At 50.8% G+C, this 12,637-nt stretch carries 10 protein-coding genes, 1 rRNA gene and 1 pseudogene; 2 read left to right on the top strand and 10 right to left on the bottom strand.

Features of this window, described 5'->3' with window-relative positions:
- Window positions 1-12: 12 nt before the first annotated feature.
- Together ftsH4 and H6F94_RS03390 are read right to left on the bottom strand one after the other, a co-directional pair.
- Entirely contained in the window at window positions 13-1,881 is a 1,869-nt protein-coding gene (gene ftsH4, locus H6F94_RS03385; protein ID WP_190800829.1) for an ATP-dependent zinc metalloprotease FtsH4, read from the bottom strand.
- A 197-nt stretch (window positions 1,882-2,078) separates the two neighbouring features.
- On the bottom strand, window positions 2,079-3,071 hold the full coding sequence (locus tag H6F94_RS03390; RefSeq protein ID WP_313949214.1) for an alpha/beta fold hydrolase: 993 nt from the start codon (window positions 3,069-3,071) through the stop codon (window positions 2,079-2,081).
- A 118-nt stretch (window positions 3,072-3,189) separates the two neighbouring features.
- Between H6F94_RS03390 and H6F94_RS03395 the strand changes: the two genes are divergently transcribed.
- Window positions 3,190-3,828, top strand: a complete 639-nt coding sequence (locus H6F94_RS03395; protein WP_190800830.1) for a precorrin-8X methylmutase — start codon at window positions 3,190-3,192, stop codon at window positions 3,826-3,828.
- 28 nt (window positions 3,829-3,856) lie between these two features.
- Here the strand turns inward: H6F94_RS03395 and H6F94_RS03400 are convergent, their stop codons facing one another.
- From H6F94_RS03400 to H6F94_RS03425, 6 genes are all read right to left on the bottom strand, one after another.
- Window positions 3,857-4,783 carry a bestrophin family protein gene (locus tag H6F94_RS03400; RefSeq protein WP_190800831.1) on the bottom strand — a complete coding sequence of 309 codons (927 nt, stop codon included), beginning with the start codon at window positions 4,781-4,783 and terminating at the stop codon, window positions 3,857-3,859.
- Between the two features lie 75 nt (window positions 4,784-4,858).
- Window positions 4,859-6,331, bottom strand: coding sequence for an MFS transporter (locus tag H6F94_RS03405; protein ID WP_190800832.1), 1,473 nt, complete (start codon window positions 6,329-6,331; stop codon window positions 4,859-4,861).
- Window positions 6,332-6,391: 60 nt separating this feature from the next.
- Window positions 6,392-8,086: a beta-carotene ketolase CrtO gene (gene crtO, locus H6F94_RS03410; protein WP_190800833.1), complete on the bottom strand. Its 1,695-nt coding sequence runs from the start codon at window positions 8,084-8,086 to the stop codon at window positions 6,392-6,394.
- Between the two features lie 104 nt (window positions 8,087-8,190).
- Window positions 8,191-9,111 (bottom strand): SDR family oxidoreductase, encoded by a 921-nt coding sequence (locus tag H6F94_RS03415; protein ID WP_190800834.1) that lies wholly within the window; start codon window positions 9,109-9,111, stop codon window positions 8,191-8,193.
- 125 nt (window positions 9,112-9,236) lie between these two features.
- A complete protein-coding gene (locus H6F94_RS03420; protein ID WP_190800835.1) occupies window positions 9,237-9,995 on the bottom strand; it encodes a hypothetical protein in 759 nt (252 codons plus the stop codon).
- 103 nt (window positions 9,996-10,098) lie between these two features.
- Window positions 10,099-11,196, bottom strand: coding sequence for a saccharopine dehydrogenase family protein (locus tag H6F94_RS03425; protein WP_190800836.1), 1,098 nt, complete (start codon window positions 11,194-11,196; stop codon window positions 10,099-10,101).
- 545 nt (window positions 11,197-11,741) lie between these two features.
- Between H6F94_RS03425 and H6F94_RS33420 the strand changes: the two are divergent.
- A pseudogene (locus tag H6F94_RS33420) lies at window positions 11,742-12,050 on the top strand (phosphatase PAP2 family protein); the annotation flags it as partial.
- Here H6F94_RS33420 and H6F94_RS03435 read toward each other — a convergent pair.
- Window positions 12,015-12,311, bottom strand: a complete 297-nt coding sequence (locus H6F94_RS03435; RefSeq protein ID WP_190800837.1) for a hypothetical protein — start codon at window positions 12,309-12,311, stop codon at window positions 12,015-12,017. The pseudogene H6F94_RS33420 and the gene H6F94_RS03435 overlap by 36 nt on opposite strands.
- A 233-nt stretch (window positions 12,312-12,544) precedes the next feature.
- A 5S ribosomal RNA gene (rrf, locus tag H6F94_RS33720) occupies window positions 12,545-12,637 on the bottom strand; the annotation flags it as partial.

The raw sequence follows: 12,637 nt of genomic DNA on the forward strand, positions 1-12,637 counted from the left end.
TCTCAAGGGTTATTAGGCGTGAACAGGGCTGGGCTGACTGACCTGAGTGAGCAAGGTTTGGAGTGCTTCGCCCTCGATTACCTCGGTCTCCAGAAGTTGTCCAGTAATGGTTTCCAGAAGGTCTCGATTAGCGTTGAGGATATCTAGAGCTTGCTGATGCGCTTGGTCAACAATTCCTTTGACCTCGCGGTCGATCGCTTCGGCGGTCTGTTCGCTCACTGCACGACGAGCATTAGCACCCCCGTTGCCCAGGAACATATTTTGTTGGCCTTGCTCGTAGGCTAGAGGACCTAGCACCTTGCTCATGCCATAGGCTGTGACCATGCGCTCGGCTAACTCTGTTGCCCGTTGGAGGTCGTTTGAGGCTCCTGTCGTGATGCTGCCAAAGATGATTTCTTCAGCTGAGCGCCCGCCCAAAAGGGTAGCGATTTGGTTACGTAACTCAGCTTCGTCCATCAGGAAGCGGTCCTCGGTGGGTAATTGCAGGGTGTAACCCAGCGCTGCCATACCGCGAGGCACGATGGAAATCTTTTCAACTCGACCACCAGTAGAGGTCATTGCTCCAACAAGAGCGTGACCGACCTCATGGTAGGCAACGATTTTCTTCTCTTTGTCATTGAGGACGCGGCTCTTTTTCTCTAAACCGGCCACTACACGCTCGATCGCTTCGGCAAAGTCTTCTTGAGCGACGGCTTCGCGACGGGCACGGGCCGCAAGTAGTGCAGCTTCGTTAACTAGATTGGCCAGGTCAGCGCCGGCAAAGCCAGGGGTGCGGGTGGCAATAGCTCGCAGATTGACATCGGGACCCAGCTTAACCTTCACCGAATGGATCTTCAGAATCGCTTCGCGTCCAGACAGATCAGGGCGGTCTACTAGAACTTGGCGGTCAAAGCGACCGGGACGCAGCAGGGCAGGGTCTAGGCTCTCCGGTCGGTTGGTTGCAGCCAGAACAATAACCGTGGCATCGCCAACCGCAAAACCATCCATTTCGGTCAGAAGTTGGTTCAGGGTTTGCTCGCGCTCGTCATTGCCGCCGTAGATGCCACTACTGCGAGACTTACCAATGGCATCCAGCTCATCAATGAAGATGATGCAGGGCGCCTGCTTTTTGGCCTGCTCGAACAGGTCACGCACTCGCGCTGCACCAGCACCTACAAATAGTTCGACAAACTCAGAACCCGAAATGCTGAAGAAGGTGACACCGGCTTCACCGGCTACCGCCTTAGCAAGCAGGGTCTTGCCTGTACCCGGAGGACCGACCAGCAGAACACCCTTGGGAATTCGAGCTCCGATTTGAGTAAAGCGCTGGGGGCTCTTGAGAAACTCAACGATTTCCACCAGCTCGGTCTTTGATTCCTCAACCCCAGCAACATCGGCAAAGGTCGTCTTGGCAGATTCGCCCTCGACGTAAACCTTGGCTTTGCTCTTGGTGATCGAGAGTGCCCCTTGAGGACCGCCGAAGCCACGGCCTGAGAAAAACTGGAAGATAGCAACAAAGATGAGTGGGGGAACTACCCAGCTCAGTAAGCTGGTCAACCAACCATTTTGAGCAGGCGGAGCTGCCGCAAACTCAACACCATTGGCTTCCAGAATCTTGGGCAGTTCTAGATCGAGGGGGATAGGCGTAGTGGCAAGGACTTGGGCGGGTTGGTCGTCTGTTGCCTTGAGCTGGTAGCGGATCTGGTTTTGACCCAGCGAAACCCGCGTAACTTGCTGCTCCTCAATTTGATGCACAAACAAGCTGTAGGGAACCTGGGGAATGGAAGGGCCAAACAGGTTTGGAAAAAATACATTCACCAGCAGAAACAGACTCGACAGCAACAATATGATGTTGGCGATCTGACGGCCACGAGGGGCACGAGGTTGGTCTTTGACGGCCATCGGACAGGATGCTCCACACTAGGGGCGATAGTTAGTACTGAGAAGTAGGAGACGGAGCCCGCTCTCCTATGTTAAGCAATGCAAAGATCCTGAGTATTTGTGCTGCGCTCGCCAAGGCAGGGCAGTCATCTACTCAAGCAGCTATCTCTCAAATAGTCATCTGCCGAAATAGTCAATAGTCAGCCGCTTTCAACTGCTCAATTAGCCTGTACACCTGCTGAGGCGTACTGCTGAATCCAGCTTTGTAGCAGGGGATTGACCAGGTCTGGCGCTTCATCTTGAGGGCAATGTCCAGCAGGAACAGTGACAAACTCCTGAACGCAGTCGAAGCGAGCCAATTCGCGCCCCAACTGTACCGGCTCCCACGGGTCGTGCTCGCCCCAGATCATTAGTGCTGGACAGGGCAGAACCGCTAGCAGATCCTCAGGGAGGGGCCCCTGAGAGTAGCGAACAAAGGCCAGGAAAACCTCGGCAGCTCCAGAACTAGCTGCCGGCTCCAGTAGCAGTTCCACTAGTTCATCGCTGACGGTTTCGGGACGACTGTAGGCTTTCAGCAAAATCTTGCGCACGGTGTTGCGCGTGCTCACTTGGCTGAAGAAGAAGCGCCCAAACGGTGCAAAGCTGAGTAGACCTTGCATAGCCGAAGCGCCAACACCGCGATACCAGGGCAGGGTTGCTCGCTTACGCTCGTGCAGCAGGCGCAGGGAACAATTCAGCAGAGCTACGGCTTTGACCAGTTCCGGTGCCTGCACAGCAGCCTGCATCGCCACAATACAGCCAATGGAGTTGCCGATCAGCAGCACGGGCTGCTCTGCAGTCCCCTGGGCTACCTCCCGGCAGAAATCTACGACCTGTGCCCCCCAAGTTTCGAAGGTATAGGGAACTTGTTCACCAGGCAGTAATTCCCCCCGCCGGTTAGGGGTGGGTTTCGCAGATTGCCCGAAGCCAATCAAATCGAGCGCGTAGACTTGAGCAACAGTGGCTAAAGCCTCCAGATTCTGTCGCCAGTGACCACTAGAGGCACCGAAACCGTGGATCAGAACCACAATGGGCTTACCAGGTTGGTTGACCCCGGCCTGTTGGTAAGCAATGGGAAAGCCCTGCCAGAGCCAGGTCAGTGTTTCGCGAGTGCAGGAGACCACCAGATTTAATTCCGTCCCTGTTAATGCTTCTTTACTAAATTGTGCCACTTTTGCTCAACACTGCTTTACAATCTCAGGGCGGATGCGCAGCCCAAGCGTCCTAGAATGACTACAACCTTGTGCTGATTTTTGCCGCATCTAGTCAACGGGCGTAGGTTTCAACCTTATGGAATGGCACGTCACCGATGCTCAAAGCCTTGCGATTATTGACCGGGAAATTGGCGACCACGCCTTTTCACCTTCCGAGTACGAAATTGTACGCCGGGTTATCTACGCAACAGCTGATTTTGAGTACAAGTATTTAGTTCAGTTCTCCGATCAGGCCTTGCAAGCAGGAGCCGCAGCCCTAGCAGCTCGGAGCACGATCATTGTAGATGTGCCCATGCTGCAAGTGGCAATTGCCCCCAGTATTCAAGCGACTTTTGCTAATCCGGTGTACTGCAGTATGGATGCTCTTACCCGACCGCAACGGGAGAAGTCGCGCACGGCCTGGGGCATTGCAACGCTAGCCCAGCGTTATCCAGAAGGCATTTTTGTTGTAGGCCAGTCCCAAACTGCCCTGACGACTTTAGTTGAGCTGATTGAAATTGAAGAAATTAAACCAGCTCTGGTAATTGCTACACCTTCAGGCTTTTTGGAGGCCGATGCAGCTAAAGAACGACTGCAAGACTCCCAAATCCCTCACATTCGGATTGAGGGACGTAAAGGGAGTGCTGTTGTCGCTGCGGCTATTTTAGATGGCTTAGTTGATTTGGCCTGGCAGGCCTATGGTCAAGAGGGCAATGGTCACAGCTGGGGCCATTAGGTTTCAAAGTTAGGTCTCAAAATTTCTGCTAAGCGTCGCTACCTAGGCTGCTCAATTCACTGGTATAAAGCCGACCACTGGGACGCAAGGTGATTAGGTCTTCAATGTTGCGCAGCATTGTGGAACAAATAGCGTCAAGGGGCAGATCATTGGGGTCGCGACCAAAGGGATTTTCGATCTCAATGCCAATCGCTTCAATGCCCAACAAAGTGAAGCTGATCAACGCAACCACAGGACCAGTAATCCACACCAGCTGATCTACCATTTGAAAAGGTAGAGAGAAAGAGTAGATCAACAGCAATTGCTTGAGGTGGATGGCATAGGCTAGAGGCATGGGCGTTTTGAGGATACGCTCACAAGCTCCTAATGCATCCACCAAGTCATCTAGTAGCTCGTGCATTGCAGTCAACTGATGGCTGCTCAAGCGCCCGCGTCGATGTTGATCCTGCAAATAATCGCCAATCCAAAAGGCGATTTCTAGGGGCGGATGGTTCATAGTTTTGAGTTTGAGATACTGTGAGGGCGCTAGCAACGCTTCCAGTTCGGCACTCAAAGGTTCTTGCCGCAGGTGCAGTTTTACGGCAACCGCAAAAGCCACAAGTAAGCGTAAAGTAGCGATCTTCTGCGTGCGGTCAGCAGGCTCCTCTTCAGTCACTGCCATCCAGAGCTGACGCGCCAAATTCCGCACGGTATTAGTTAAAGTCCCCCAAGCTTTTCGGCCCTCCCAAAAACGCTCATAAGCAGTATTTGTGCGAAAAACTAGCAACAAACCCAGCACAATGCTAGGAATGAGGCTACCCAGAACTGGTAGGGATACTGGCCAGCCCAACACATGTAAAACGGAGATCAGGCCACCGAAGAGCCCACAAATTAAAGCTCGCGGAAAGACCTCTGGAATCACCGAGCCTTGAAGCCGCAAAGCCAGTCTGAACCAATACAGCTTTTCGAGAGTCATTCGACTGCGTGCGCCTGCCAGACTTTACTTACTATTGCCAAAAATACAGCTTGGCAGGTCGAGTGTGCAAAGGCATTAGGTGCGCAGGGGCAAGGTTGCGGCTTGCTCAGGCGTCGGTTCGCTTTCTACTTCTACAGGTACCAATTCTGGTGGCATCAATTCCGAGGCCATTAATTCTGAGGGTATCAGTTCAACCTCAGTACCAGAGGGCAGCAAGGTCGGTTGAACTGGTCTGCCTCTAAGTAGGCCCGTCAAGCTACGAAGTTCAAGTTGTAGCAGCTGAATGACCTGTGGCACCGTCCAGGCAGGATTTTCACTGACCTGAAACAAGGGCAGAACCGCTACCAGCCGCAGAACCCCTGAGAGCGCAAAAAGCCCAAGTAGACCACCGGCGAACTCTGACTGGCCTAGATAACCACCCAAAGCAGCCCCAATAGCCCCTGAGACGCCCCCTACCGCTGCAACGCTGGCAAAGTAGGATGTATTCCGCGTAGTCGGCGCAATGCTGATTTGGATGTTGTGTGTGCATAAGTCCAGGGCCGCAGTGGTCGCTCCGATCAGCACGTGTAGCAGGGGCAACCAGAGCAGCATTGACCATTGATCTGTGCTGGTACCCAGCCAGAGGAATGGTGTCACCGCGACGCACAAGCCCGAGATGATCAGCAATGGACGGTTTCCCGTTCGATCTGCAACTCGACCCCAGAAGCGTAAAGTTAGGGTGTTGGCGGCAGCACAAATGCTGTTGTAGGCTGTGACCCAAACCAGACCGAGCCCCAGATCGTCCAGCAGGTAGACTGCAAAGAACGGCCCACTCAGATTGAGCGCAAAGGTCCATAGAGCTTGGAAGCCCAAGAAAGCGCGAAAATTGGGTTCTCGCAATGGGTGAACAGGTGGGCTATCATTACTGGCTGTCTGGTGCTGCTCAGCTTGGGGATTAACATCCACCATGTATACCTGGACTAGCAAACTCACAATGCCAGCAACAACTGCTAGCACTAGCAGAGCCCCATAGCCTTGTAAGCTCCCTCCTGACCAATGGTCAATCGCTAGGCCAGCTAGAGGCAGGCACAGTAGGGTGGTCACCCCAACCGTCATATTGCGAAAACCGAAATAGCGACCGCGCAACCGGGCAGGGACTATTGCTGCCACCCAGCTGAACCAGGAGGCGCCGCCTAAAGCACATAGCAAGCTAGATACAACAGCCACGCCCAGAATCAGCTGGGGAGTTGCCGATAGCCCAAATAAACCAGTCAAACTAATGGCCACTAGCAGCCAGAGGGAACGGGCCAACCCAAAGGTCAGCAGCCCGTAGCGCCAGCGACTCGTAGTCTGCTCTGCCAAGTGAGCGCCTACCGGCTGAGCAAGGTTGACCAGCATGGGGATCGCTGCCAATAGGCCAATCTCAAATGTGCTGGCCTGGAGCTCTAACATGCAATTGCTGAGCAGCACCCCACCGGTCACGCTGGAGAAGACTGTAGAGAAGATGCCATCCCAGGTTGAGGCTTTCAGACTGGTTCGGATGGCAGATTTAGACAAGTCAAGACCCATTAACTTCCCCGAATGCTCCTGTCGGTGGCTATTATTCCCTGGGGCTTAGAACTTTGAGAATCAGAACTTGTTCAACACTGATTTTGCCACTGACTTGAGAGAATTCTTAGCATCATTCAAGGTTTGGGCGATCGGTTGCTGAGTATGCAAGAAGACACGGGCACAGTTGCGTCCAGGCATTCCAGAAATCGAACCACCTGGATGGGTACCAGCCCCTGTTAAGAATAAACCTTCGATCGGCGTCTTGTAGTTAGCAAGTTCTGGCAAAGGTCGGAAAAACACCATCTGATCAAAGGTCATGTCCAGGTGGTAGTAGTTACCTTTCAAGGCTCCTAAACGCTCACCAAGTTCAGCTGGGCTCTCAACCCGACGGGCTATGACAGCATTTTTGAGGTTGGGGGCGTAATCAGCCAACTTGTCGAGCACCCGATCGGCAACCTTATTTTTGAGTTCGTCGGTCCAACCCGTTCCATTCAGTCCTGTTCCCTCAGCACCAGCAATTTGGTAGGGAGCGAAAAACTCGATCCAGAGTGTGTGCTTACCTTCGGGTGCCATGGAGGGATCTAACATCGTGGGCACCACGACATACATAGAAGGGTCCGAATCAGGAATGTTGCCAATGCTGGGTTCACTGTGAGCAATCTCAACCTGACGCACAGAATCAGCAATCAAAACCGAGCCAATTAGATATTCATCCTGATGATTGTGATGTTCAAAGCGCAGAGGCTCAGACAAGGCACAATCGATTTTGAGGATTGTTTCGTTATTATTGACGATCCGTCGATCTAAACGCTCGTGCAGGTTAGCATCTGCTGCATCTACATCACTCTTGTCAATCAAATGTAGAAATAGGCGTTTGGCATCAATATTAGAGATCACACCATGTTTAGCCCGATACTCTGTGCCATCTTTGACGCGCACACCAACAGCTCGGCCCTCATCGACTAGGACCTTTTGCACAAATTGTTCGGTCAGCACAACACCACCCTTGCTGTGCACCAATTTAAGCAGCGCCTGTACTAACGCGCCGGTACCACCTCGAGGCCGAGCCATGCCTGGATCGTGACGCATCGCCATCATCATGGCTCCGACCGAAAGGGTCTTTTGTGAAGGAGGGGCGCCCAATTCCGAAGCTAATCTCGCCAAAGGTGCTTTGAGAAATTCTGAGTCGAACCACTCGTTCAGAATGTCCTCAGGACTAGTCAGCATTGTGCGAATAAAATCTAGCGTTTTGTCAGGGCCTCCTATGACTGAAAGCAAATCTTTAAGCTTCGCACCATCGTAATTGCCTGTTATGTCAATGACTGACTTAGGTGATGCGTTGAATACCGGGATCATCGCGCCGATCACTCGCTGCCAAAAGTCAGCGAATTCAGCATATTTTTTAGCATCGCGTGAGCTGTAACGTTCGATCTCCGCACAGGTTTTTTCGACCGAGCGATGGCCTAGAAAATATTTGCCATCAGGATGCGGACAAAAAACGACAGGGTCACAATAAAGATATTCAAGACCATATTGAGTTAGTTCTAACTCTTCGACAACCGGCCCTAAATGAATAAATTCATGATCAATCGCACACAGATTAAACTTGAAGCCAGGTGCCTCTTCGGGCAGGCTTTCTTCTGTAGTAGCAGCACCACCTGGAACAGATCTTTTCTCCAGTAGTAAAACGCTATATCCTGCTTTTAATAAGTACGCTGCACACACCAGACCGTTATGGCCTGCGCCAATAATGATGACATCATATTCCTGCATGCCTAAGCTCCAACTCGTTTGACCTGAATTAGACTTTAGGGATTGAGCCAGGATTTCAGCGTCGCTCTCTAGATGGAGCTTTGAGCCGCAAGGGGAGTTCGCCGCTATGAGCTTGGTTGCTGGGAACGCTCCTGCCAGTCTTTAGCTACTTGGTCAATGCCGTAGAAGTTGCTCCAAAAAGCATCTACGATTGGCGTTGGCAGAACCTTAGTCATTAGAAACAGCAGAAAACCTCCCCCAGTTGCAGCGATGTAGCGAGGGCGGGGATGATGGTCTTCAAGGGATCGGAGAATCACTTTTGCCACCCGTTCAGACGTCCAAGCCCTGCTGCTCGTCTGCTGTTCTAACCCTTTTAGTTTTTCGAAGGCCGCTCGGTAGGGCGTTTTTTCAGGAGCAGCAACTGCCTGCTCTACTGCTTGGGCTGACGCTTTGAAGAAATTTGTGCTGACAGGACCAGGCTCTACTACACTAACTTGGATGTTGAAGGGAGCCAATTCCATCCGCAAAGTGTCGCTTAGTGATTCTAGAGCGAACTTAGAGGCACTATAAAGTCCTCCAAAGGGAAATGCCATTCGTCCACCTAACGAGCTGATATTGATAATGCGTCCTCCACCCTGATCTCGCATCGCGGGAATGAGTGCCCGGATTAAAGCTAGCGGTCCTAAGACATTCACCTCTAATTGCTGTCGAGCTGCAACTGCTGGGACAAGTTCAAGAGGACCCATCTGACCATATCCAGCATTGTTGATTAACGCATCCACTCGCCCAAACTTCTCCAGCGTTCGATGGGCTAGTGCTTCTGCCTGCTCTGTTTCAGCTAAGTCTGTAGGCAATATCAAAACTTGTGTTTCTGCTTTGCTGCATTGGCTGGCAACCGTCTCAAGCAGCGCAGCGTTACGAGCAGCTAAAGCCAAACGAATTCCTGGATACCGTTCTGCTAACAGTTGAGCTAAGGCTGCACCGATGCCAGAGGAGGCACCTGTGATCAAAACCACTTGCTCACTCAAAGACGATTTGTGACGCATAGAAGGTTAACTGAGACGGCTTTTCATGTTTTGAAACGTAGCATACCTCTGGAAGCCACCCCCTAATCCTCACGTCTGATTTCTTCTGCTCTGATTAACTGTTGTGTCTGATCCACCTCCAATAGTCATCTTGAACGACGGTTGGACGAAGCAGCCGTAACACCTTCATTCAGCTGCTCCAATACCAACAGCGGTGTGGGTTTTGCATTTTGATCCCAATGCATGGTTGCAATACGATCCTGAATTACGGGTTGCCAATGCTTGTCTACAACTACTACGGAGGGGGACAAAAATTTTTGAATACAGTGGATGACTTGAGCGACAATAATAGAAGTATCTTGCCCAGGTAGCTTCATCAGCTTAATCTGAATTCGAAAAAGCACTCGGGGTTTTCCATTTGGGATTTCATCTGGCTTGTCTTCAACGTCGAAGATCTGCTCGACTTGACGGCCTGCTGTGGGGATTCCCACCATGCCCGATCCAACTTGGCTAGACCGGAGAGCTACTGTCACCTTTTCTCGAACTTTGACTTTAAGCTGGTTCAAAATCATGGAATGGAAGATGTCTTCTGCCATTCGCATTCTTAAGTATTCTACGTTGATTTCCCTTGAGTGAATTAAATCTGGGTTCCGCTCCATATCCCCGATTGTTTTCAGGGCTAACTTTAGTTTTTTTTGTAGTTCTACATTCTTCAGCTCCTCAAATTTGAGCCTATCAAAAAGCTTTTCCAACTTGATTTTTCCAAAGATACCAAGAGCAACTAGGAGTAGCAAAAACACTCCTGAAGTTGCCATCCAGGGTTGAGCAGAAGTTGGCTCTTGTGCTCTTGCACTAGCTGCTGAAAGGGTTAAATGGGGCTCTAATAGAATTAGTGATGGTGACATGCTTGGCCCTAGCAAAAAGCAATATATATCCTACAGTGCCCCCTAAAGAAACTGTACCACCATTAGAGGGCGCAACAGGACCTAGCTCTGTTGTACGAATGTTTTAAGTATGATGAATTGTAATTCCCCGGTCTTGCATTAACTTCTCAAATAGGTCTGTCGGCAGCGCCTGCTCCACAGGCCAAACGCCAGGATTCTGCAGTTGGTGGGCCAGGAGAAGCTGCGCAATACTACCGGTACCACACCCTGCTGCGACCGTCGTATTCTCATGCACGAGGCTAGAGCAATAACGCGCTGGCTGACCGTTCTTCTGGCCGATAACTTCTGACCGGATGGCAACGCCAATGCCACTGAGTCGGTCAGTTAAGCCAGTCATCCTATGGCTAACATGTGCCAGAAACTCGATGGCTTGTGATTGTTTCATCAAAACCGGCGGAAACCAACGCGCCACTATCCAGGTGAGGTGATTGTAAAAATCAGGGACCGAACCAAATTTGGTGATTACTGTTTTGACCGGAAAGGCCTCCGGCAGCGTGAGCGCCTCCGGCATGTCAAACCAGTACACTTGAGCACGACCGTAGGGAGCAGGAAACTCTACCGTCTCTCGTTGACTATAGGGTTTAACCATCTGCCAATGCCCTTCAAGCCAAGCGGCGAAGGGGTGTTTGAGCCCTAGAAAAGTAGTGCGCATGACTGTTACGCCCGCACCACCAGATCCAGCCACAACATAACTCAGGTGGATCTGCTCGGCCTCATCTAATTGCTCCACCCCCTGCCGCACCATACTGTTGGAAATGCCAGGAAAAATTCCAGAGTTAATAACAGCAGTTATACCCGCTTCTTTTGCTGCTGTCTTACAAGCTAATGCCTGTAAAGTAAACGCTCGATCATCGCTAACATCTAAATAATTAACTCCGTTAGCAATACAAGTTTTCAGAACGCGAGTATCTCGATACCGAAAAGGCCCAGCACAATGTATAACCAGAGAAGAGCGAGCTACTGCAGCCTCTAGAGCAGCTCGGTCATCTAAATCTAAAGCCAGAAACTGGACCTGCTGCCCCATTCGCTCTGCAACTGGTACACCTGTTCCACTATCACGCCCTGTAATCGTGATCTCTGCATCTGTATGAGCAGCTAAATCCGCCGCCACACTGCTACCAATGCGTCCCCGCCCTCCCAAAACAAGAACTTGATTCGTCATAAAAAAGCACTATTTCCCTAATCACAACTTAAGTAATAGGAGTGGAGGGCAGCGTCACCCTTCAGGTGGAGCTTAAAAGTCTATCCTGAGTGCCTTGTTCCAAAAACACGCATAACCTCAAGATCTGACATGCATATACGTGTCTTTGGCAGCAACTGGGCCCGTTCCTAGCTTTTCTCAAGCGCGTCATTGTTGCGCACCAGATCCCTCTAATTCTTCTCTTAATTGGCGTATTTCTACCTCTACAAGTATTTGGCGAACTAGTAGAAGAAGTCTGGGAAAATGAGGGGGGATTCCCTTGGGATGCACCTATCCTGTTAGCAATTCATCAGACGGCTACCCCACAACTAGATGTTATTGCCTCAATGTTGACTCGCTTAGGGGTGTACTGGGGTGTTTTCCCTATAGCTATTATCATTACTTTTATGCTGCTTCTACACCGACGTTGACGTACGTTAGTATATGTAATCACTACCTTACTAGGCAGCATTATTCTCAACAGAGCAGCCAAAGTTTGACTACATAGAGTACGTCCCCACCTCTGGCAATCTATTGCACCAGAATATGATTATGGCTTTCCTATCGGTCATGCTATGTTAAGCATGACCCTGTTTGCAGTGCTGGTCATTCTAACGTGGGGAAGCCGTTGGTGCTGGCCTGTTGTGGTCTTTGGAAGCTTATTCGTATTAGCAATCGGCTGGACCCGCCTCTACCTAGGAGTTCACTACCCAAGCGATATTCTAGCGGGATGGATGGCCTCGATTGCTTGGGCTGTTGGGGTCAGCTTACTAATTCAGCCCCATCCAACTCGAGCACTCTCAACGAATGAGAAAAGGAAAGAACGTTCTCAGTAGTTGGCGTAGTCGCAATAGAGTAATCAAACGGCGAATTCTTGGATTGATCTGAGGCTCAACTCGAATCGCCTGAAGTTCTTCTTGCAGACGGGCATATTCAGCAGCAGTTAAAGGCCTTCCAGTAACTGGAGAACGAGCCTCCGTATATATGGCTGTACGTAAGATCTCCTCTGGCACATCTTCGACTGGAGGCAGGGCCATAGCTGGGCTACCAATCAATAATTGAAGCAACAGCACAACACCTAGAAAGTAGGATTTCATGCCAGATCTAGCAACGGTGGTCTAACTGCAACAACTGTACGTTAAAAAACGCAAGAATTAGAACTACCGCTTTCACATTGCAAGCGAGAGATAGCTATTGAAGCAGAATTAGTCAAGATAAGGACCAGAGAGACCTTTCTCAGTCAAAAAGGTCTCTCTGGTCTTTATCTTGATGTCTCTAACAGAGAAAGCCTTCTCTTGGATAGAGAAGGCTTTCTTTTTGTTTAAAAACAGCCTGGCACCGAGCTATATTCCCAGGAGGTGACCCTCCAAGTATTGTCGCCGCAACAACGTTTCACACCTGAGTTCGGGATGGGTCAGAGTGG

It is taken from the genome of Leptolyngbya sp. FACHB-261, assembly GCF_014696065.1.
In the GTDB taxonomy this organism is placed as follows: domain Bacteria; phylum Cyanobacteriota; class Cyanobacteriia; order FACHB-261; family FACHB-261; genus FACHB-261.

Excerpts from the sequence above, each read along its gene's own strand:
- H6F94_RS03435 (WP_190800837.1), bottom strand. The coding sequence starts at position 12,311 with ATGAAATCCTACTTTCTAGGTGTTGTGCTGTTGCTTCAATTATTGATT.
- H6F94_RS03405 (WP_190800832.1), bottom strand. The coding sequence starts at position 6,331 with ATGGGTCTTGACTTGTCTAAATCTGCCATCCGAACCAGTCTGAAAGCC.
- H6F94_RS03420 (WP_190800835.1), bottom strand. The coding sequence starts at position 9,995 with ATGTCACCATCACTAATTCTATTAGAGCCCCATTTAACCCTTTCAGCA.
- H6F94_RS03425 (WP_190800836.1), bottom strand. The coding sequence starts at position 11,196 with ATGACGAATCAAGTTCTTGTTTTGGGAGGGCGGGGACGCATTGGTAGC.
- H6F94_RS03400 (WP_190800831.1), bottom strand. The coding sequence starts at position 4,783 with ATGACTCTCGAAAAGCTGTATTGGTTCAGACTGGCTTTGCGGCTTCAA.
- crtO (WP_190800833.1), bottom strand. The coding sequence starts at position 8,086 with ATGCAGGAATATGATGTCATCATTATTGGCGCAGGCCATAACGGTCTG.
- H6F94_RS03395 (WP_190800830.1), top strand. The coding sequence starts at position 3,190 with ATGGAATGGCACGTCACCGATGCTCAAAGCCTTGCGATTATTGACCGG.
- H6F94_RS03415 (WP_190800834.1), bottom strand. The coding sequence starts at position 9,111 with ATGCGTCACAAATCGTCTTTGAGTGAGCAAGTGGTTTTGATCACAGGT.
- ftsH4 (WP_190800829.1), bottom strand. The coding sequence starts at position 1,881 with ATGGCCGTCAAAGACCAACCTCGTGCCCCTCGTGGCCGTCAGATCGCC.